The sequence below is a fragment of the Vannielia sp. ABF1_015 genome, from assembly GCF_056160745.1.
On sequence record NZ_JBSWXT010000001.1, the window covers coordinates 2,114,717 to 2,133,620 of the forward strand.

Annotated in this window: 20 protein-coding genes; 7 read left to right on the forward strand and 13 right to left on the reverse strand. The window is 66.3% G+C overall.

All coding sequences use genetic code 11. The features are described from left to right. Positions 1 to 58: 58 nt before the first annotated feature. The 4 genes from ACXAG6_RS10580 to ACXAG6_RS10595 all read right to left on the reverse strand — a co-directional run bounded on the left by ACXAG6_RS10580 (position 59) and on the right by ACXAG6_RS10595 (position 3,157). A complete protein-coding gene (locus ACXAG6_RS10580; RefSeq protein WP_475337460.1) occupies positions 59 to 1,261 on the reverse strand; it encodes a glycerophosphodiester phosphodiesterase family protein in 1,203 nt (400 codons plus the stop codon). 93 nt (positions 1,262 to 1,354) lie between these two features. Next, positions 1,355 to 2,059: a DUF3307 domain-containing protein gene (locus ACXAG6_RS10585; protein WP_475337462.1), complete on the reverse strand. Its 705-nt coding sequence runs from the start codon at positions 2,057 to 2,059 to the stop codon at positions 1,355 to 1,357. Beyond that, positions 2,056 to 2,709, reverse strand: a complete 654-nt coding sequence (locus tag ACXAG6_RS10590; protein ID WP_475337463.1) for a MarR family transcriptional regulator — start codon at positions 2,707 to 2,709, stop codon at positions 2,056 to 2,058. The genes ACXAG6_RS10585 and ACXAG6_RS10590 overlap by 4 nt, the downstream gene beginning before the upstream one ends. Positions 2,710 to 2,794: 85 nt before the next feature. Continuing rightward, positions 2,795 to 3,157, reverse strand: a complete 363-nt coding sequence (locus tag ACXAG6_RS10595; protein ID WP_140013862.1) for an SUF system Fe-S cluster assembly protein — start codon at positions 3,155 to 3,157, stop codon at positions 2,795 to 2,797. A 320-nt stretch (positions 3,158 to 3,477) separates the two neighbouring features. On the opposite strand from ACXAG6_RS10595, the gene tgt reads away from it, so the two are divergent. Beyond that, positions 3,478 to 4,608, forward strand: a complete 1,131-nt coding sequence (gene tgt / locus ACXAG6_RS10600; RefSeq protein ID WP_475337465.1) for a tRNA guanosine(34) transglycosylase Tgt — start codon at positions 3,478 to 3,480, stop codon at positions 4,606 to 4,608. Positions 4,609 to 4,798: 190 nt separating this feature from the next. Here tgt and ACXAG6_RS10605 read toward each other — a convergent pair whose 3' ends face one another. Further along, positions 4,799 to 5,323, reverse strand: coding sequence for a tetratricopeptide repeat protein (locus ACXAG6_RS10605; protein ID WP_475337467.1), 525 nt, complete (start codon positions 5,321 to 5,323; stop codon positions 4,799 to 4,801). A 3-nt stretch (positions 5,324 to 5,326) separates the two neighbouring features. Next, complete coding sequence (gene mazG, locus ACXAG6_RS10610) at positions 5,327 to 6,154, reverse strand: nucleoside triphosphate pyrophosphohydrolase (RefSeq protein ID WP_475337468.1); 828 nt, start codon at positions 6,152 to 6,154, stop codon at positions 5,327 to 5,329. Positions 6,155 to 6,214: 60 nt separating this feature from the next. Between mazG and ACXAG6_RS10615 the strand changes: the two genes are divergently transcribed. From ACXAG6_RS10615 to ACXAG6_RS10625, 3 genes are read left to right on the forward strand one after another with little or no spacing between them, the layout of a single operon-like run. Then, the gene (locus ACXAG6_RS10615; protein ID WP_475337470.1) at positions 6,215 to 7,384 is read left to right on the forward strand and encodes a M20 aminoacylase family protein; all 1,170 of its coding nucleotides are present in this window, start codon (positions 6,215 to 6,217) and stop codon (positions 7,382 to 7,384) included. Beyond that, positions 7,385 to 8,362, forward strand: a complete 978-nt coding sequence (gene speB / locus ACXAG6_RS10620; RefSeq protein ID WP_475337471.1) for an agmatinase — start codon at positions 7,385 to 7,387, stop codon at positions 8,360 to 8,362. A 34-nt stretch (positions 8,363 to 8,396) separates the two neighbouring features. Beyond that, positions 8,397 to 8,816, forward strand: coding sequence for a DUF1499 domain-containing protein (locus ACXAG6_RS10625; protein WP_475337472.1), 420 nt, complete (start codon positions 8,397 to 8,399; stop codon positions 8,814 to 8,816). Here the strand turns inward: ACXAG6_RS10625 and ACXAG6_RS10630 are convergent. After that, the gene (locus ACXAG6_RS10630; protein WP_475337473.1) at positions 8,749 to 9,036 is read right to left on the reverse strand and encodes a hypothetical protein; all 288 of its coding nucleotides are present in this window, start codon (positions 9,034 to 9,036) and stop codon (positions 8,749 to 8,751) included. The two genes, ACXAG6_RS10625 and ACXAG6_RS10630, sit on opposite strands and share 68 nt — an antisense overlap. Positions 9,037 to 9,097: 61 nt before the next feature. Between ACXAG6_RS10630 and prfA the strand changes: the two genes are divergently transcribed. The 3 genes from prfA (at position 9,098) to ACXAG6_RS10645 (ending at position 11,863) form a co-directional block, all read left to right on the forward strand. Next, the gene (prfA, locus tag ACXAG6_RS10635; RefSeq protein WP_475337475.1) at positions 9,098 to 10,153 is read left to right on the forward strand and encodes a peptide chain release factor 1; all 1,056 of its coding nucleotides are present in this window, start codon (positions 9,098 to 9,100) and stop codon (positions 10,151 to 10,153) included. Continuing rightward, complete coding sequence (gene prmC / locus ACXAG6_RS10640; protein WP_475337476.1) at positions 10,150 to 10,998, forward strand: peptide chain release factor N(5)-glutamine methyltransferase; 849 nt, start codon at positions 10,150 to 10,152, stop codon at positions 10,996 to 10,998. The genes prfA and prmC overlap by 4 nt, the downstream gene beginning before the upstream one ends. Positions 10,999 to 11,224: 226 nt before the next feature. Then, positions 11,225 to 11,863, forward strand: a complete 639-nt coding sequence (locus ACXAG6_RS10645) for a DUF4167 domain-containing protein (RefSeq protein WP_475337477.1) — start codon at positions 11,225 to 11,227, stop codon at positions 11,861 to 11,863. 69 nt (positions 11,864 to 11,932) lie between these two features. On the opposite strand, the gene rsmA is transcribed toward ACXAG6_RS10645, so the two are convergent. The 6 genes from rsmA to lptG form a co-directional block, all read right to left on the reverse strand. After that, positions 11,933 to 12,769 (reverse strand): 16S rRNA (adenine(1518)-N(6)/adenine(1519)-N(6))-dimethyltransferase RsmA, encoded by an 837-nt coding sequence (rsmA, locus tag ACXAG6_RS10650; protein ID WP_140013872.1) that lies wholly within the window; start codon positions 12,767 to 12,769, stop codon positions 11,933 to 11,935. Then, the gene (gene pdxA, locus ACXAG6_RS10655; protein ID WP_475337479.1) at positions 12,756 to 13,769 is read right to left on the reverse strand and encodes a 4-hydroxythreonine-4-phosphate dehydrogenase PdxA; all 1,014 of its coding nucleotides are present in this window, start codon (positions 13,767 to 13,769) and stop codon (positions 12,756 to 12,758) included. Before pdxA ends, rsmA begins: the two co-directional genes overlap by 14 nt. Continuing rightward, on the reverse strand, positions 13,747 to 15,114 hold the full coding sequence (locus ACXAG6_RS10660; protein ID WP_475337480.1) for a peptidylprolyl isomerase: 1,368 nt from the start codon (positions 15,112 to 15,114) through the stop codon (positions 13,747 to 13,749). Before ACXAG6_RS10660 ends, pdxA begins: the two co-directional genes overlap by 23 nt. 95 nt (positions 15,115 to 15,209) lie before the next feature. Then, positions 15,210 to 15,590 (reverse strand): DUF6794 domain-containing protein, encoded by a 381-nt coding sequence (locus tag ACXAG6_RS10665; protein ID WP_475337482.1) that lies wholly within the window; start codon positions 15,588 to 15,590, stop codon positions 15,210 to 15,212. 4 nt (positions 15,591 to 15,594) lie between these two features. After that, positions 15,595 to 17,757 carry an LPS-assembly protein LptD gene (locus ACXAG6_RS10670; protein WP_475337484.1) on the reverse strand — a complete coding sequence of 721 codons (2,163 nt, stop codon included), beginning with the start codon at positions 17,755 to 17,757 and terminating at the stop codon, positions 15,595 to 15,597. Continuing rightward, positions 17,757 to 18,866, reverse strand: a complete 1,110-nt coding sequence (gene lptG, locus ACXAG6_RS10675; RefSeq protein ID WP_475337485.1) for an LPS export ABC transporter permease LptG — start codon at positions 18,864 to 18,866, stop codon at positions 17,757 to 17,759. Before lptG ends, ACXAG6_RS10670 begins: the two co-directional genes overlap by 1 nt. Positions 18,867 to 18,904: the final 38 nt, after the last annotated feature.

Sequence of the window (18,904 nt, forward strand, 5' to 3'; positions counted from 1 at the left end):
GGCATGGCTCAAGGGGGGCGCCCCGCGTTGTGCGGAGCGCCCTTGGCTTGTGGGGGCCTCAGAGGCCCATGCAGTTGGCGTAGAAGGTGACGGTGGCGGGCCAGTCGGAGAAGATGCCTTCGACTTCAACGTCTTGCGCCAGCGCGTCGACCAGCTCGTAGATGTCGCCGTCAGTGTCGGTGATCTCGGTGGTCGAGTTGTAGTACCAGCCGCCGCCGGAGGCGAGGGGGCCGGAGCGCTCCAGCGACCATGTGATCAGCTTGAGGCCCGCTTCCTTGGCCGCCTTGGCATAGGCGGAGGCGGCGTAGGTGCCATTTTCAGGCGTCACGAGCATGTTCATCGACGGGGCGAGATACTGCACGCCCTTGGCCTTGAGGTCAGCGAAATCTTCGGCCCATGTCTCGGGGTTTTGGGTGTCGAAACCTTCGGCGGGCTCGACCAGAAAGACGGCTTGCGCGCCGAATTCAGGTTCGTTCTCAACCCAGTAGAGCACGTCATCAAGGTTGAAGGACTGCGGGAATACATCCGAAGCCGGCACGCCGGCGGCTTTGTATTCGTCGATCATCTTCTGCGCGTAGTCGGCCTGGGAGAAGCCGTCGAAGGGCATTTCGACGGAAGGCGACTTCAGCTCGGGAGTCATCTTGACGCCGAGCTCCTTGAACAGCTCGATCGACTCGGCGTGGGTGAGGATTGTGGGCTCTTGCACGTAGAGCGCGGTGCGCCAGCCAGCGATGCCGCCCTGATACTCTTCCGCCGTGGTGGCGGCACTGTCGGCGCTGTCCATCTTGGGCATCAGGCCCTTGAATTCGCTCAGCGAAATCTCCGAGGTGCGGCACTCGGCAGCGGCCTTGGTTTCGCCCTCGGCGGGGCTGAAGGGAGTGGTGCAGGTGGCGGCGAGGTCGCTGACGAGGATGTTGGTGGTGGTGTGCAGGTCGTTTTGCGCGTGACGGCAGACCAGCTCCTTGTCCTTGGTGAAGGTCACGTCGCATTCACCCACGCCCGCGCCCATCGCCGCGCCCGCGCGGTAGCTTTCGGCGGTGTGCTCGGGGAACATCATCGGCGCTCCACGGTGAGCGATGGAGAAGTCCGACTTTGCAATGGGTTGGCCGAGGCAGCTTTGCAGCTTGGTCTTCAGCTCACCCTCGGGCAGCTTGTTGATCAGATAGGCCGGGCGGGGGCCGTAGCCGGAGAGCGGGGCCTCGGCAAGGGCCGGGGCGGCGGTGGCGAGGAGGAGAGTGGCGAGAAGAGGGGTGCGGCGCATTTGTTGCGACTCCTTGGTTTGCGATGGGCGCATACCAACGCGGCAGTTGTGACAAGACGCCAACAAATCGGTGACGCGCCGGTGAAGCTTTGCTCAGAGCGCGGCGAGCAGGCGCTGGGTGGCGGTTGCGATGGCAAGCGCCCAGGCGAAGGAGGCAAGGGTGCCGATGATCACGTATTCGCCTGTCTTCTGGCCCTTGGAGGCGGTGTCGAAGCGCAGGATTGACTTGGCGGCAATCAGGAAGCCGATGCCCGCGGGCTGGTTGATGAGCACCAACAGAAAGATCATCGCGCGTTCAAGTTGGCCGATCAGCCGCCCGGCGTCGGGGAGGCCTTCGGGCAGGGCCTCGGCGGCGTAGCGTTGCATCAGCAGGCCAACCGCATGCCCGCCGGCCCAGACGCACAGCACGATGCCGGCGATGGTGAGGGCAGGGGCGGTGAGTTGGGCCAGCCAAGGCGCCCAGAGGCCCGAGGCGGCGGCACCGGGCCAGATGAAGGCGACGGCGGCGATGCTCACGATATGGGCCGCCTGATCGGCGAGAAAGGTGGCGAGCGTGTTGCGCCAAGCGAGCGGCATTGCCCATGTTTTCAAGGTGTCTATGCCCGCATGGGCGGCGGTGACGGCCAGCGCAGCCTGCCAGCCGTAAAAGCCCAGCGCGGCCCAGCTGAGGGCGCCGGTAATGGCGATATGCAGGGCGAAAACCTCGGCACGGGCCTTGTGGCGGACCATCCAGCCGGTTTGAGCCGTGAAATCGGCGAGCACGTGGGCGAGCAGCAGGGCAACCGCGGTTTCGATCATGGCGATTGGTCCCGTTCCAGGGTGGCGAGGGCGAGGTTGAGGTGATCGAACCCGGCGGCCTTGAGGGCCTTGGTCACCGCTTGGCGGGACTTGCCGAGGCGTTCGGCGATCTGGGCATGGGTGGCCGGGGCATCTGGTGCAAGGGCGGCGGCGACGGTTTGGGCCTGCACGGTTGTCCAGCTTTGCACGAGGTGATCGGCGAGGATCGTGGCGGCGTTGTATGGGCCGGGATCTGCGTGGGCCATGCGGCGTGTGCTGTGTGTCTTGAGGTCTTCCAGAGCGGCACCGGAGCGGGCGAAAACCTCGGATGTTTCGGCGTTCAGGTCGGTGCCGTAGGTGCCGATTGGTCCTGCGGCGATGCCGATGTAGCTATCATATCCCGCGCCAAGGCCGCGCAGGGCTGCGCGGAAGGCAACGGCGGAGCGGAGGGCAAACTGGCTGTGGTTTACGACGACCTGCCAGCCATCGCCCCGGTGCCGTGTGAAGTTGAGGGGGGCATCAAACCATGCCGCCTGAGTGGCTGCGCAGCGCTCAAGGGTTTGAAATATTTTGGTAATTTCAGAGCTGCCGAGCTCGCGTGATCCAACGATGTCGCCCGTCAGGACGGCGGAGCGCTGGAGGGTTGCTTGGTCATTCGGCGTGCTGGACATGGTGTAGCCAGTTTAGTGTGCTACGCCTGTTTGGCAACCTTTTTTGGTGTCATTCGCGAAAAGAAACCTATTTTGGTTGCTTTTCTTACATGAACCCCAGTTCCAGCCGCGCTTCGTCGCTCATCATCTCCATGCCCCAGGGCGGCTCCCAGGTGATTTCGACCTCAACCTGCTTCACGCCGGGGATGGGTTCGATGGCATCTGCGAGCCAGCCGGGCATTTCTCCGGCCACGGGGCAGCCGGGCGCGGTGAGGGACATGATGACATTGACCTCGTTCTCGGGGTTGATTTCGATCGTGTAGATCAGCCCGAGGTCGAAGATATTCACTGGGATTTCAGGGTCATAGACCGTGCGACACGCCTCCACGACCGCTTCGTGAAGCGGGTGCTCAGTGCTGGAAGGCTTGATCAGCGGGGTGCCTTCGAGGGGGGGCGTATCTTCGGGCATGGGGACTCCTGTTCCTGAGTGTTTACATAGGATACCGGGGCGGGCCGGGCAAGGGCAGCTGTTGCGCGTGCGGCGGGGTAACGCGGGGTCGATTTGCGGCGTTAACCGCAAGCGGGACACAGGCACATGTGATGCACAAAGGATGCACAAGTGATGCAGACGAGATTTTGGGCGGGGTGGTTAATGGAGCCACCGCGCGTTGAGCGCGGAGCGCTGATCTGGCACCGCCAGAACCCGGGGCGTGTGGCTATGACGACGGATGAGGGTGGCTTGGCTTTTGGCGGCAATTGCCGGATATGGAGCCGCAAGGAGACCGCCATATGACAACGCGCGTGACATACGAAGTGAAGGCAACCGACGGCAAGGCCCGGCTTGGGGTTTTGACGACTCCGCGCGGCGAGATCCGCACCCCGGCCTTCATGCCGGTGGGCACCGCCGCGACGGTGAAGGCGATGCTGCCCGAGAGCGTGGCGGCGACGGGGGCCGACATCTTGCTGGGCAACACCTATCACCTGATGCTTCGCCCCGGCGCGGAGCGGGTGGCGCGGCTTGGCGGGCTGCACGGGTTCATGAATTGGGACAAGCCGATTTTGACCGACTCGGGGGGCTTTCAGGTGATGAGCCTCGCCGAGCTGCGCAAGCTGACCGAGGATGGGGTGACCTTTCGCTCCCATGTGGATGGCTCGAAGCACTTTCTCAGCCCTGAGACGTCGATGGAGATTCAGCGGCTGTTGGGCAGTGATATTGTGATGTGCTTTGACGAATGCCCGGCGCTGCCCGCCACGGAGGCGGCGGTGGCGGAGAGCATGCGGCTTTCGATGCGCTGGGCGGAACGCTCGAAAGCGGCCTTTGGCGACAGGCCGGGGCATGCGCTGTTTGGCATCCAGCAGGGCGGCGTGACCGAGGAACTGCGCGGCGAGAGCGCCGAGGCGCTGCGGGCCATTGGCTTTGATGGCTACGCGATTGGCGGGCTTGCGGTGGGCGAGGGGCAGGAGGCGATGTTTGGCGTGCTTGATTATGCGCCTGGCATGCTGCCTGAGGAGAAGCCGCGCTATCTGATGGGCGTGGGCAAGCCGGATGACATTGTGGGCGCGGTGAAGCGCGGGGTGGACATGATGGATTGCGTGCTGCCCTCGCGGAGCGGGCGCACCGGGCAGGCGTGGACGCGGCGGGGGCAGGTGAACCTGAAGAACGCGCGCCATGCCGATGACCCGCGCCCTCTGGATGAGGCCTGTAGCTGCCCGGCCTGCCGGGGGTATTCACGCGCCTATCTGCATCATGTGTACCGGGCGGGCGAGATGATTGCCGGGATGCTGCTGACTTGGCACAACCTGCATTACTATCAGGAATTGATGGGGGAGATGCGGGAGGCGATTGCCGAGGGGCGGTTTGCGGCGTTCGAGGCGGCGTTTCATGCGTCGCGGTCGGAGGGGGACATCGAGCGCCTGTGAGCGCTGAGAGGGCGCCCGCGCATGGCAAGGCGCCCGCCCGCCCACCCCGCCTCGCCATGCGCGGGCTTGCGCGCCGGCTCGGGCGTTTGTGAGTGGGGTTGGGGACCGAATGGGGGACCAGTCCCCCACACCCCCTGGGAGTATTTTCTGCAAGAAAATGGGACGAAGCGGTTTTGTCCCGGAGGCCGCGTCAGTGGCAGGCGCGGTTTTCGCCGAGCGTGCAGGCGCGGGTGAGGAGGGCGTCGGCATCGCCTTTGGCCTCGCCGTCGAGCACCATGAGGGCGAGGTTGTAGCACCCCGGGCCGCTGCCTTTGGTGCAGCCTTCCTTGTAGTACCGTGCGGCCTTGGCGGTATTTTGGGCGACGCCGGTGCCGGTGTAGGAGAGGTAGCCGAGGTTGGTGCAGGCGCGGCTGTAGCCATCCGCGCAGCCTTGTGAGACCAGTTTCACGCCGCGCGCCATGTCGGGTTCTGCCGCCATGCCGGTGATGTGCATCATTCCCTCGTCGGAGCAGGAGATGGTGTTGCCCTGCTTGCAGCCGGTGACGGCGAAGGTGAAGAGCAGGGCCGTGTCGCCCTCGGCCTGTGCGGCGCGGGAGCCGGCGTGGCAGGCCTCGGTTTTGCCGGTGGCGCAGGCGGCTACGAAGGACCTGGCGTCTTGCGCGGCGGCGGGCGTGGCGGCGAGCAGAGTGGTGATGGCAAGGAGGGGGTGGCGCATGGGTCAGGCCTTTTCTGACTGTTTGATCCGGGTCCAGAGGGCATCCATCTCTTCGAGCGTGGCGTCGTGAGGCGTGCGGCCCTCGGCTTCAAGCGCGTCTTCTATTGCGTTGAAACGGCGGGTGAACTTGGCGTTGGTGCGGCGCAGGGCGGCTTCCGGATCTATCCCCTTGTGGCGGGCGAGGTTGGTGAGGACGAAGAGGAGATCGCCCATTTCGTCTTCCATCGCGTCGGCATCGCCTTCGGCTTCGGCGAGTTCGGCGGCTTCCTCCTGCAGCTTGGCAAGCACGTCCTTTACCTCGGTCCAGTCGAAGCCGACGCGGGCGGCCCGTTTTTGCAGTTTGAGGGCGCGGGTGAGCGCGGGGAGGCCGAGGGCGACGCCGTCTAGCACTCGGGTCTCGCCCTTGGCGGCGCGTTCGGCTGCTTTTTGCTTTTCCCAGTCGAGGGTTTGCTGCTCGGCCGATTTGTCGCGGGATTCGGTGCCGAAGATATGGGGGTGGCGGCTGACCATCTTGTCGGAGACGTTGCGGGCGATGGAGGCGAAGGTGAAGTGGCCATCCTCCTTGCCCATCTGGGCGAAGTAGACGGCTTGCAGCAGGAGGTCGCCCAACTCGCCCTCCAGCTCGCCCCAGGCCGCGCGGGCGACCGCATCGGCCACCTCATGGGCCTCCTCGATGGTGTAGGGGGCGATGGTGGCGTAGCTCTGCTCGATGTCCCAGGGGCAGCCCTGCTCAGGGTCTCGCAGGCAGGCCATGATGGCGAGAAGCCGCTGCATCTGGCGGGCGTCTTCCGGCGTTTGGTCGAAAATCAGCGGGTCGGACGGGTCGGCCATTGCGGGGGGGCTCCGGATGGGATTTGGTGGCAGCGTCTCAGCAGAGAGGAACCCCAGCCCATGCCCATCGTCAACCGGATTGCCGGATATTCTGAGGAGATGACCGCATGGCGGCGGCATATCCACATGCACCCAGAGCTGGGATTCGACTGCCATGAGACGGCGGCCTTTGTGGCCGAGAAGCTGCGGGCCTTCGGGGTGGATGAGGTGCATGAGGGCATTGCCGAGAGCGGGCTGGTGGCGCTGATCCACGGCAAGGGCGTGAGCAAGCGGCGGCTGGGGCTCAGGGCGGATATGGATGCGCTCCCGATAGAGGAGGCGACCGGGGCAGAGCATGCGAGCACTGTGCCGGGCAAGATGCATGCTTGCGGGCACGATGGGCACACGACGATGCTTCTGGGCGCCGCGAAGTACCTTGCCGAGACGCGCAATTTTGCCGGGACAGTGGCGCTGATCTTCCAGCCTGCGGAAGAGGGCGGCGCGGGCGGCGAGGCCATGGTGAAGGCCGGGATCATGGATAAATTCGGGATCACCGAGGTTTACGGCATTCACAATGCGCCGGGGATGGAGGAAGGCGCGTTTTTGACCACGCCGGGCCCGATCTTGGCGGCGGTGGACAGCTGGGAGGTGCAGGTGAACGGTGTGGGGGGGCATGGGGCGATGCCGCATCAGACGCGCGACCCGATCGTGGCGGCGGTGGGGATTGTGAGCGCGGTGAACACCATCGTCAGCCGCAACCACTACGCGATGGAGGAACTGGTGGTGAGCGTGACGCAGATCCATGCCGGGAGTGCTGACAATATCATCCCCGACTCTGCCTGGATCAACGGGACGGTGCGCACGCTTGACCCGGAGGTGCGGGCGATGGCGCGGCGGCGGCTGGCCGAAATCGTTTCGGGGCAGGCGGCGGCCTATGGGGTGGAGGCGGAACTGATCTACCACGAGGGCTACCCGGCGACGGTGAACCGGCCTGAGAATGCGGGCTTTGCTGCCGATGTGGCCGAGGAGATTGCTGGCGCGGGCCGGGTGGAGCGCGAGGGCACGGCGGAGATGGGGGCGGAGGACTTCTCCTACATGCTTGAGGCGCGACCCGGGGCGTTCTTGTTCCTTGGGCAGGGGGAGGGGCCATCGCTGCACCACCCGAAATATGATTTTAACGACAAGGTCGCGCCGGTGGGGGCGAGCTTTTTTGCCCGGCTGGTAGAGCGGGCGCAGCCGGTGGAGGCTTGAGTGGCACTTGAAGACGCAAAGACACAGGTAGATCAGGCGTTTACGCGGGAAAACCGGCGGGGCGCGAGCTTTGAGAATACCTTTGGCGGGGCGACGAGCTTTTTGCGGCGGCGCTATACCAAGGATTTGGCGGGCTATGATTTGGCCGTGACCGGGGTGCCGTTTGACCAGTCGGTGACGAACCGGACAGGCACGCGGCTGGGGCCGCGGGCGATCCGGGAGGCGAGCACTTTGCAGCCCTATGATCCGCCCTATGGCTGGGATTTTGACCCGCTGGAAGAGCTGGCGATTGCTGACTACGGCGATATGGCCTTCGACTATGCCAAGGTTTGGGAGTTTCCCAAGGCGCTGGAGGCGCATGTGGCGGGGATCCTTGGCGCGGGCTGTGGGTGCATCACGCTGGGGGGCGATCACTCGATCACCCTGCCGATCCTGCGGGCGCATGCGAAGAAGCACGGGCCGCTGGCCTATGTGCAGTTCGACGCGCACACCGACACATGGGTGGATGACGACCCGGAGCGGATTGACCATGGCACCTTTGCCTATAAGGCGGTGAAGGAGGGGCTGATTGATGTGGAGCGCGCCGTGCAGGTGGGCATCCGCACGGTGAACCCCGACACGATGGGGATCAAGATCATCGACGCGCCGGAGGTGCATGATATTGGCCCGCAGGCGGTGGCCGAAATGATCCGCGAGCGGGTGGGCGATGCGCCCTGCTACGTGAGCTTTGACATCGACGGGCTGGACCCGGGTTTTGCGCCGGGCACGGGCACGCCGGTGTGGGGCGGGCTCTCCAGCGCGCAGGCGGCGGCGATTTTGCGGGGCATGTCTGGTGTGAACATGGTGGGCGGGGACGTGGTGGAAGTGTCACCGCCCTTCGACCATGCGGGCATCACGGCTGTGGCCGGGGCGCATGTGGCGATGGAGCTGATTTGCCTTTGGGGCGCGGCGCACCGCTTTAGGCAGTCGGCGGAGTGAGTATTTCCGGCAGGTATATCGAGAGGGGTGCGTGATGTTCTGGTGGTTAGTCGCATTGGGCGCGGTGCTGATGGGCTTGGGCCTGCTGGTGCGGCTCTGGCCGATCCCGGCGGAGCGGCTGGAGGGGCACCCGGGGCCGTATGAGCCGGGGTGGCACCAGATGGAGGGCGGCGTGAAGCTGGTGCTGCCGGCTGCGCCCAAGGATGCGGAGGCGCGGCTAAAGAAGGTGGCGCTGGAGGATTTGCGCACGGTCTCGCCAGCGCCGGGGGCCTATGTGACGCGCTCGGCGGTTTGGCAATTTCCCGATGTCACGCGGGTGTGGCGCGACGAAGCAGGGGCGCTGCATATCCATGCACATCTGGTGATCGGCAAGGGCGACCTTGGCGTTAACCGGAAGCGGCTGGAGCGCTGGCTGGCGGAAGCGGGGATTGAAGCGGACGCAGGGACGAGCTGAGGCAATTGGGCCGGACTTCGCGCCACATGGGCACGTTGAGCGACATCTGGCATTGCGCGGTGAAGCTGCGGCCACCGACGGTGAGGCAGATGTTTTCGCCCAGTTCGACGCGGCTTCCGTGGCTGTCGGTGCAGTAGCAATCCACCGTCTTGCCTCCGAGCGTGCCCTCAGCCGCGACCGGCGTGGCGGCGAGCAGGGCAAGGGCGAGAAGCTGTTTCATCCCCGCATGGTAGCACGGGTGCGGCCTTGACCAAAGCCTGTTGATGGGGGAGAGGGAGCGCATGGTTTCGGATGAGAGATTGGCGGAGATCACCGCGCGGTTCGAATTTATCGAGGCGCGGATGAACGCGGGCGTGAGCGGCGAGGAGATTGCGCGGCTGGGGCGGGAGTATGCCGAGCTGAAGCCGGTGGTGGAGCAGATTGGCGCGTGGCGGCAGGTGCGGGCCGATCTGGAGGAGGCCGAGGCGATGCTGGCCGATCCGGAGATGGCGGAGCTGGCGGAGGAGGAACTTCCGGCGTTGCGCGCGCGCCTGCCGGAGATCGAGGAGGCGTTGCAGCTGGCCCTGCTGCCGCGTGATGCCGCCGATGCGCGCCCGGCGATGATTGAGATCCGTCCCGGCACCGGCGGCGATGAGGCCGCGCTTTTTGCCGGCGATCTGCTGCGGATGTATCAGCGCTACGCGGAGGCGCAGGGCTGGAGTTTTGAAGTGCTGGAGTTTGCCGAGACCGAGCTGGGCGGGGTCAAGGAAGCTGTGGTGCATGTGAAGGGTGAGGGGGTTTTTGCCCGGTTGAAGTTTGAGAGCGGCGTGCATCGGGTGCAGCGGGTGCCGGAGACCGAGAGCGGCGGGCGGATACACACCAGCGCGGCCACGGTTGCGGTGCTGCCGGAGGCCGAGGAGGTGGATATCGACATCCCCGCGGGCGACATACGGATCGACACGATGCGGGCCAGCGGCGCGGGCGGGCAGCATGTGAACACCACCGATTCGGCGGTGCGGATCACTCACCTGCCGACGGGCGTGGTGGTGGTGAGCAGTGAGAAGAGCCAGCACCGCAACCGCGAGATCGCCATGCAGGTGTTGCGCACGCGGCTCTATGACCTGGAGCGGCAGCGGGTGGACAGCGAGCGCAGTGCCGATCGTAAGAGCCAGGTGGGGTCGGGCGACCGGAGCGAGCGGATTCGGACCTATAATTTCCCGCAAGGAAGGATGACCGACCACCGCATCAACCTGACCCTCTACAGCCTTGATCGGGTGATGCAGGGGGAGCTGGGCGAGGTGATCGAGGCGCTGATTGCCGACGATCAGGCCCGCAAGCTGGCGGAGATGGGCGGGTGAGCACGCCCGCCGAGGCGATTGCGCAGATTGGCGCGCGGCTGCGCGAAGGCGGGATCGACGACAGCCGGGAAGCGTGGATCATCCTTGAGGTGGCCTCGGGCGAGTCGCGGACGCGGTTTTTGACCGACCCGGAAAAGGCCTTGGAGCCGGGGGTGGTCGGGCGCGCGATTGAGCTGGCGGAGCGCAGGGCGGCGGGCAGCCCGATGAGCCATATTCGCGGGTGGCGCGACTTCTGGAAGGCGCGCTTTATTGTGACGCCCGATGTGCTGGACCCGCGTCCGGAGACGGAAATTCTGGTGGCGGCCGCGCTGGAAGAGCCCTTTGCCGATGTGTTGGATCTTGGATCAGGGTCGGGCTGTATCTTGTTGTCTTTGCTGGCAGAACGCCCGCAGGCGCGGGGCGTGGGGCTGGAGCTTTCGCCCGCGGCGATCAAGGTGGCGCAGCGCAATGCCGAGGCTCTTGGGCTCGCCGGGCGGGCGGGCTTTGTGGAGAGCGACTGGTTTACGCGGCTGCGCGGGCGGTATGACCTGATCGTGTCGAACCCGCCCTATATTGCCGAGGCGGAGATGGCCGGGCTTGCGCGCGAATTGGCCCATGAGCCGCAGGGCGCGCTGACCGATGGGGGCGATGGGCTGAGCGCTTATCGCGCGATAGCTGCCGGACTGGGCGACCATCTGGCGCCCGGTGGGCGGGTGCTGCTGGAGATTGGGCCGACGCAGGGCGCAGCGGTTTCGGAGATGCTGGCGGGGGCGGGGCTGACCGGCATTGAGATTTTGCCGGATCTCGACGGGCGCGACCGGGTGGTGCGCGCACGGGCCGCAGACGCAGGGGCCGCCGAGGGCTGACTCGGCGCGGTTTTGCCTCCTTTGTGGCCGGGAGAGGGCCAAACGTGACGCATTGGGGTGATTTTTCACTTGTCACGGGCCAATTTGCCCATATAACCAATGTGCAGAGGCGCCGTGCTTGGGCGCACGCCCTCTCGCTGTCACCCAATCGCCGACCCTACATTTTCAAGACCGCTCACCAGCGGCCGGGTCAGGCAAAAACCGCAACAAGGCGGACCGTTAATACATGAGATCTTCCAAGTCACGTTCGCGTTCCAAGGGGAACCGCTCGCGCTCGATGGGCAATATCGTCAACCGGGTTTTCGACAGCTCGGGGCCTGAGGGCAAGGTGCGCGGCACGCCGCAGCAGATTATCGACAAGTATCAGCAGCTTTTCCGCGATGCGCAGCTCGGCAATGACCGTGTGGCCGCCGAGAACTTTCAGCAGCATGCCGAGCATTACATTCGGATGTTGGGCGAGGCGCAGCGCGAGCAGGAAGCGCGGCAGCAGCAGCACAACAACAATAACAACCAGAACAACAACCAGCAGCAGGGCGGCGGCAATGGCCAGCAGGACCGGCAGCAGGGTGAAGATGGTGGCAAGCAGGGCGGTGATGACCGCGGCAATGCCAATCAGAACGAGCCGCAGAACGACCGTCAGAATGAGCGTCCGAAAGACCGCGGCAATGACCGTCAGGCTGGCTCCGGCTCTTCGGATGTGATGGATGTTTTGGACAGCGAGGCCAGCAGCGACAGCGGTTTGGTGGAAACGCCGGAAAGCAAGCCGCAGAAGCCGCGCCGCAAGCGGACCCGCAAGCCTGCCGCGACAGACAGTGGCGGCGGTGACGAGGGTGGCAAGGCTCCGGAGACCAAGGCAGCCGAGTAAGGGCTTTTGCTGGAACGGATGTAAAAACGCGCTCTTCGGGGCGCGTTTTGCGTTTTGGGGGGGCGGCCCTTAGCTCAGCGCGCGGGCGAGGGCGGCGAAACCGCTGATCGGGACGGTTTCTGCCCGGTCGGTGGGCTTGATGCCTGCCTCTTCGAGCTTGGCCTCAATCTGCGGGTGCATCCCCTTGAGCGCGGCACGCAGCATTTTGCGGCGCTGGTTGAAGGCCTTGGCCACCACGCGTTCCATCATCACCGGATCGGCGGGGAAGGCGGGCGCGGGGCGGGGTGTGAGGTGGACCACGGCAGAGGAGACCTTGGGCGGTGGCGTGAAGGCCTCGGGCGGCAACGACAGGGCGATGCGGGCCTCGGCTTTCCATTGCGCAAGCACGGCGAGGCGGCCATAGGCCTTGCCGCCGGGCTGGGCAACGATGCGCTCGGCCACCTCGCGTTGGAACATCAGGGTGAGGCTTTGCCAGTAGGGCGGCCATTGCGGCGGTGTCAGCCACCTAATCAGCAGTTCGGTGCCGACGTTGTAGGGCAGGTTGGCAACCACGTGGATGGGGCCGGTCAGGTGGGCGGTGGCGTCGATTTCGAGCGCGTCGCCTTCCAGAACGGTGAGTTTGCCCGGGTAGGCCTCGGCGATTTCGGCCAGCGCGGGGAGGCAGCGGGCGTCTTTTTCGATGGCCAGCACGCGGCGGGCGCCGTTGGCCAGCAGGCCGCGTGTGAGGCCGCCGGGGCCGGGGCCGACCTCCAGCACATCGGCGCCGGAAAGGTCACCGGGGATGCGGGCGATGCGGGAGGTGAGGTTGAGATCGAGCAAGAAATTCTGGCCAAGCGACTTTTTGGCCGCGAGCCCGTGGGTGGCGATCACATCACGCAGGGGAGGGAGGCCGTCAATCTGGGCCATGTGCGCCTCGGGCGATGGCCATGTCGCGCGCCATTTCGAGCGCGGCGCAGAGGGAGGAGGGCGTGGCGATGCCTTGGCCGGCGATGTCGTAGGCGGTGCCGTGATCGGGGGAGGTGCGGATGAAGGGCAGGCCGAGGGTGACGTTGACCGCGCTGTCAAAGGCCAGCGTCTTCGCCGGGATCAGGGCCTGATCGTGATACATGCAGATCGCCGCGTCATAGCAGGCGCGGGCGGCGGCATGAAACATGGTGTCGGCGGGCAGGGGGCCGGTGAGGGAGAGGCCCTCGGCGCGGAGGGTGTCGAGCGTGGCGGTGATCCAGCGCAGCTCTTCGGTGCCGATCTTGCCGCCTTCACCCGCGTGCGGGTTGAGGCCAGCGATGGCGATGCGGGGCGCGGAGAGGCCGAAATCGCGGGTAAGACCGGCGGCGGTGATGCGGATGGTTTCGCTGAGCAGCTCGGCCGTGAGCGCGGTGGGCACCTCGACCAGCGGAATGTGGATGGTGGCGGGCACCACGCGCAGCGCGGGCGAGGCCAGCATCATCACCGGGGTCGGCCCGCCGCCTGCGAGATGGGCCAGAAACTCGGTATGGCCAGGGTAGGCGAAGGCGGCCCCCTCGATCAGCGCCAGCTTGGAGATGGGGCAGGTGGTGAGGGCGGCGGCGGCTCCGGAGCGCACCTCGGCCACGGCTCGCTCGATGGCGGCGATGGTGCCGGGCGCGTCTGCCGGATCAGGCTGGCCGGGCTGGCTCTCACCGGCGAAGTCGATTTCGATCAGCGGCAGGGCGTCTGCGGCCACGCTGGCGGCTTCGGCGGCGCTTGTGACGGGCGCGACGGGCAGATGGGTCGGCAGGTGGCGACGGCTGCCGATATAGGCGAAGGGCAGGCGTTCGCGATAGCGTTGCCAGGCCTTCACCGCGATTTCGGGGCCGATGCCTGCCGGATCGCCGCAGGACAGAGCGATGGGGCGCGGGGCGCCCTCAGGGATAGGTGATGATGGCATTGGCCTTCAGCTCGGCGAGGTAGCCTGCGGCGTAGCCCGCAACGATCTGGTTGACCAGCCGTTCGCGCACCGCACGGCGATTGACCTCGGAGACGCCGGGCACGGTGCCTTCAGGCTCGCTGGCCTCGGCCGTGGCTGCATCAGGGTCGGGCTCGACCGGGGCGGCGACGTTGCCGGTGCGCAGGGTGGGCGTGGGGCTGTCATCTTCAAGCGTGGCCGCGCTGCGGGCGCAGAGCATGAGGAAAACCAGCGCATTGCCGGATGTCAGCGCGGTGGAACTTTCGCCCGCGTCGAGCTTGGCCAGCTCCAGCGCGATGTCACGGGGCACATCATCGGCGGCGCGGGTTTCACGGGTGAGGCGCTGGGGCGGGAGGCCCTTGGCCACGGCGTAGAGATCATCGCAGGTATCGACGCGGGCGCGAATCCGAGCCGCCTCTGTTAGGGTTTCTTCGGTGCGGCCACCGGGGATGAGGAAGCGGGCATATTCCAGCGCTGTCGTCTCATCGCCCGGTTCGTCGGTGTCGATCAGGCGGCGCAGCTGGAAGATGGCGATGGCGTTGGGGATTGGAAACGGATCGGTGGTTTCGCCCGGTGCCAGCGTGAGGAAGGCCTGCGCGATGGGCCCGGGCAGGTTGCCGATGGGCACCGGCTCGGGGATGCGTCCGCCGCGTGCGCGGGAGGGGGAGGCCGAGAAGCGCCGTGCGGAGGAGGAGAAGGCGGCCTCGGACATGGAGGTGCCGCCAAGCTCGGCAGCGCGGCGCTCGGCCTGCGCCGCCGCCGCGGGGGTGTTGGCGGGCAGGATGATTTCGGCGAAGTCCACCTTCACACCACCGCCACGGCGGGAGGTTGTGGAGATGGCGCGCTGGATATCGCTTTCGGTGACTTGGGCCTGCGCCCGTTGGGCAAAGCGCTGTGCCACGACCTGACGCCAGAGCAGGCCGGCGGCGGCGAAATCGCGGAAACTCTCACGGGCCACGCCAGCACCGGCGAGGGCTTGCAGGAACTCTTCGCGGGTAAGGTTGGCGCGGCTGGCAAATTCGGCTTCGCCCTCGATGATTTCTTCCTCGCTCAGGGCAAGGTCCATCTCTTCGGCGGCGATGAAGCGCAGGCGGTCTTCGATGAGGGCTTCGATGGCCTGCTCTTCGAGGTCTCCGGCGGTGCGGAAGAGCTTGAGCATGATCATCCGTTGCTGGACTTCGAAGTTGGTCACCGCCTTGCCGTTGATCGTGACCACCGGTTTGAACAGCTCGGTCGTGGCGACCTGTGCGGTGGCGGGGAGGCCGATAAGCACCAGCAGAGCGGCCAGAGCGGACCGCAACAGGAGGGTGAAACGCGAAGTGATCATGGGTGCCTGCAAGCTGTTCTGGTCATTGTTGGTGACTTATCGCAAAGGCGCGGGGGTTTGTCATCCCCGGTTGCGCGGGCGTGAAGGGGCCGGGCTCAGGGCTGGAGGCTGAGCCAGAGGGCGCGGATGATGGCCATGGAGGCCTCGTCGGGGTGGGGGAGTGCCGCGCCGGTGCAATCGCGGGCCAGCGCGATGTTGCCCAGCCAGAGGCCGAAGCTGTTGCGGATGTGGGTTCCGTAGCCGTGGTGGAGCAGGGTCAGGTTCTCCTCCGGCATGGCGGCGAGGCGGCGGCGCTCTTCGGCGGGCAGCTCGAAGGTGAGGCGGGCCACGGCCTCGGCGCAGGTTGCGGGCCAGTTGGCTGCCTCGTCCCGCTCGGCCTGCGCGGGGGCGGGCAGGAGCAGGGCCGCGAGGGTGGCCAGCGCAACGCAGACGCGCCGGGCGTGGCGGGGCCCGGTGGGGTGCATGAGGTGGCCCATGGCCTCAGCCCCTGCAACCACGTGCGAGGTGGCGCTGTGACGCGCGGCCTGCGCCGAAGCCGGAGAGCGACACCTGAAGGCCGATGTCGGTGGTCGGGTCGATGGAGGTGGAGGAGGTGAAGCGGCGCGAGACCGTAAGATCGACCTCCACACATTCGTTGCGCCATTCGACGCCGAAGGTGGCCTCGGCGGCGCGGTCCTGCTCGACGTCATAGCGCCAGTCGAGCGAGAGCAGCCAGTTGTCATCCACCTGCCATGCGGTGTCGAGGGTGATCTCGTTCACGTCTAGGGGGCGGTTTTCGAGCGTGTTGGCTTCCATCCAGATGTAGGAGCCCGCCATCGAGAGGCTGTCGGAGGACCAGGCGGCGCGCAGCTCGTTCTTGGAGAAAGAGAAGTTGTCATCAAAGAGGGCGCGGTTGGTGAGGGTCAGCCGGTTGGGCAGCTGGAGTTGCACCGCTGCGAGCCAGTCGGATTTGGTGCCTTCCAGCCCGGGGTAGCCGGTGAACTGGCCAAGGTCTTCGGAGCGGATGATCCGCCCGAGGGTGACGCCAAGGGTCCAGCCGCTGGAATCGAAACGGGTCCAGCGCAGGCCGAGATTGGTGCGCAACCCGCGCTCGTAGACATCGCCGCCGGGGAAGCGGTCGAGCGAGAAGAGGTTGCCTTCGTCGAACTCGAGCAGGGTGCTTTCATCGTTGGGCAGGTCGGTGTCGCTTTCGCCGGTCCAAGCCAGTTGCACGATGGGTTCGAGGATATGGGTGGCCCGGGCGCCGCGGCGGATGAAGGGCCAGCGCAGCTCGACGGCGGCCTGCGGCGTGACTTCGAAGACCGAGTCGGAATAGCCCGCGTCATCGGCCACATCGGTGAAATCGAAATTCAGCGCCCCGAGTGCGCCGATCATGATGCCGTTATCGAGCAGCCAATCGCGCCGCCAGTCGAGCCGGGCGGAGGCGCGGGTGACATCGCGGCCATCGACGATGAGATCGCTATCGGCGCTGTCGATATCCAGATCGGAGCGGCGGTAGTGGTGGTGCAGATCGAAGGTGAAGCCCGCCGAGCCGCCGAGCCAGCCCGGCGTGAAGCGGTTTTCGTAGTGCAGGTCGGCAGTGATGGTGGGCTGGGTTTCGTTGCTTTCGCCGTCGCGCAGCGAGCGGTAGGCGGTGATATTGGCGCGAAAGTTCTGGTCGCGCCGGGTGCGGGCGATCTCGACAGCGCTGTCGAGCCGGTCCTTGTCGGAATAGTCGTAGTCGAGCAGGTAGCCGGTGTCGGAGACGGTTTCGATATCGAAGGTCAGGGTGTAGCCGCGCCCGATGTCGAACTGGCCTTGGGTGAAGAGGTAGCTGCGCAGCTCGCCCTCGCGGATGTCATCCTCGGAGACCGCCCCTTCAAACGAGAGCGTGCCAGCGCGGAAGGCGCGGCGGAAGCGATATTCCAGCGTGCGGGTGGAATTGGTAGAAAGGTAGGGCGTGAGGGTGAGGTCGGCGTGGGGGCCGAGGGTGATGAAGTAGGGGATCTTCACCCCGAAGCCGAGCGCATCGGTGGAGCGGAAGGTAGGCGCCAAAAAGCCTGTGGAGCGCTTCAGCGTGGGGTCGGGCAGGCGCAGGCGGGGCAGATACATCACCGGCACGCCGGCCACCTCGAAGCGCGCGCCATCGAAGTAGAGCTGCTGTTCCTGCTCGTCGTGGATGATCCGCTTGGCGCGGATCTGCCAGAGCGGCACCGGGCGTTTGCCGCAGACCTGACAGGTTGAGGCGACGGTTTTGTAAAGCTGGGTGTAGCGGCCGTTGACCCGGTTGATCTCGACGGCGGCAAGCTGGAGCTGCTGGTTGAGCACCATGCGGGCGGAGCGCAGGAGGCCGTTCTTCAGGTCGGTCGAGAGCGCGGCGTCGGAGGCGAGGATCACCGTGTCCGCGCCGTCGTTGAGGGTGATGGGCCCGTCGATCACCAGCATGTTGGTGCTTTGGTCATAGACGATACGTCCGGCGGTCATCCGGGTGTTGCCCTGGATCACCTCGACGTTGCCGGTGGCGATCAGCCTGTCATTTCCGGCGATCTCCACGCGGTCCGCCAGCAGCACCGCTTCTTCGCCCGATTGCTGGGCGCGCGCCGGGCCGATGAGCAGGGCGAAGAGGCCCAGCGTGGCGAGGAGCGGAGCGAGGAGCCGCAGCATCAGCCGTCCTCCAGGTGCAAGAGCAGGGCCAGCGAGGCGAGGATGCCCGCGACGGGAGGTGTCCATGCGGCCATGGTCACGGGGATCTGGCCGTTCTCGCCGAGGATCTGGGCGAAGTTGCGGATGAAGTAGAGCGCGAGGCCGAGCATCAGCGCCAGCAGCACCATCAGCCCGGTCTTGCCGAAGCGCGTATGCCGCATGGTGAATCCCGCCCCAACAAGCACCATGGCCATCAGGAACAGCGGCAGGGCCAGCTCCATCTGCATCCACACCTTATGCAGCCGGGCCGAGAACCCGGCGCCTTCGAGGTTGGCGATGAAGCCCGGCAGCTCCCAGATCGGGATGGCCGAGGGGGTGCCGAAGCTGTCGCGGATCTGGTCGAGTGTGAGGGCGGAGGGCAGTTCCATCTCCACGGCGCGGGAGGAGGCGGCCTCTGGGTTGGGCACGCCGACGAGCGGCCAGACCTTGGCGTTTTCCAGCACCCAGCGGCCCGGCTCCAGCCGCGCTGCTGCCGCCTCGATGCGCTGAACCGGCCCCTGCACCTCGGCCCCTGCGGGAGCGAAGCTGAGGAAGGTCACGCCTTCGAAGGCGGTGCCGTCGAGATTGGCGCGCGCCGCGCGGATCACCGTTTGGCCCTCTGGCCCGCCCTGACGCAGCCAGAGCCCTTCGCCCGAGATCGAAAGCACCGAGCCGCCGCCAGAGGACAGGTCGGCTGCCTTTTGCTCGTAGCGCACTTGCGTGGCCGCGACGATGGGGTTCATCACCGCGATCCCCAGCCCGCCGAGCAGCAGCGCCACCACCACCGGAGAGACCAGCGCCCGGAGCGCCGAGCGCCCGGCGGCGCGGGTCACCACCAGCTCGGAGCTGCGGGCCAGCCCGAGGAACAGCACCAGCGTGGCCAGCAGCACGATCAGCGGCAGGATGCGGTAGAGCGTTTGCGGCACCGAGAGCAGTGAGAGCTCCAGCGCGCCACCAAAGCTGATGCCGGTATCGGAAAAGCGCCGTAGTTGATCGACGATATCGAGCAGGGTCAGCAGCAAGCCGAAGACCGCGAAGACGCCGATCAGGGCGAGCGCGAATTTGCGGGCGAAGTAGAAGTGGAGCTTCATGGCTGAAGTCTCCGCGCGGCAGGGGCCAGCGCCATGTG

Bases quoted from the DNA above. Each gene is read 5' to 3' on its own strand.
- ACXAG6_RS10665 (WP_475337482.1), bottom strand. From the start codon at position 15,590: ATGGGCCACCTCATGCACCCCACCGGGCCCCGCCACGCCCGGCGCGTC.
- ACXAG6_RS10585 (WP_475337462.1), bottom strand. From the start codon at position 2,059: ATGATCGAAACCGCGGTTGCCCTGCTGCTCGCCCACGTGCTCGCCGAT.
- tgt (WP_475337465.1), top strand. From the start codon at position 3,478: ATGACAACGCGCGTGACATACGAAGTGAAGGCAACCGACGGCAAGGCC.
- ACXAG6_RS10605 (WP_475337467.1), bottom strand. From the start codon at position 5,323: ATGCGCCACCCCCTCCTTGCCATCACCACTCTGCTCGCCGCCACGCCC.
- ACXAG6_RS10625 (WP_475337472.1), top strand. From the start codon at position 8,397: ATGTTCTGGTGGTTAGTCGCATTGGGCGCGGTGCTGATGGGCTTGGGC.
- ACXAG6_RS10590 (WP_475337463.1), bottom strand. From the start codon at position 2,709: ATGTCCAGCACGCCGAATGACCAAGCAACCCTCCAGCGCTCCGCCGTC.
- ACXAG6_RS10660 (WP_475337480.1), bottom strand. From the start codon at position 15,114: ATGATCACTTCGCGTTTCACCCTCCTGTTGCGGTCCGCTCTGGCCGCT.
- ACXAG6_RS10580 (WP_475337460.1), bottom strand. From the start codon at position 1,261: ATGCGCCGCACCCCTCTTCTCGCCACTCTCCTCCTCGCCACCGCCGCC.
- lptG (WP_475337485.1), bottom strand. From the start codon at position 18,866: ATGAAGCTCCACTTCTACTTCGCCCGCAAATTCGCGCTCGCCCTGATC.
- ACXAG6_RS10595 (WP_140013862.1), bottom strand. From the start codon at position 3,157: ATGCCCGAAGATACGCCCCCCCTCGAAGGCACCCCGCTGATCAAGCCT.
- ACXAG6_RS10645 (WP_475337477.1), top strand. From the start codon at position 11,225: ATGAGATCTTCCAAGTCACGTTCGCGTTCCAAGGGGAACCGCTCGCGC.
- ACXAG6_RS10670 (WP_475337484.1), bottom strand. From the start codon at position 17,757: ATGCTGCGGCTCCTCGCTCCGCTCCTCGCCACGCTGGGCCTCTTCGCC.
- rsmA (WP_140013872.1), bottom strand. From the start codon at position 12,769: ATGGCCCAGATTGACGGCCTCCCTCCCCTGCGTGATGTGATCGCCACC.
- prfA (WP_475337475.1), top strand. From the start codon at position 9,098: ATGGTTTCGGATGAGAGATTGGCGGAGATCACCGCGCGGTTCGAATTT.
- ACXAG6_RS10615 (WP_475337470.1), top strand. From the start codon at position 6,215: ATGCCCATCGTCAACCGGATTGCCGGATATTCTGAGGAGATGACCGCA.
- ACXAG6_RS10630 (WP_475337473.1), bottom strand. From the start codon at position 9,036: ATGAAACAGCTTCTCGCCCTTGCCCTGCTCGCCGCCACGCCGGTCGCG.
- pdxA (WP_475337479.1), bottom strand. From the start codon at position 13,769: ATGCCATCATCACCTATCCCTGAGGGCGCCCCGCGCCCCATCGCTCTG.
- mazG (WP_475337468.1), bottom strand. From the start codon at position 6,154: ATGGCCGACCCGTCCGACCCGCTGATTTTCGACCAAACGCCGGAAGAC.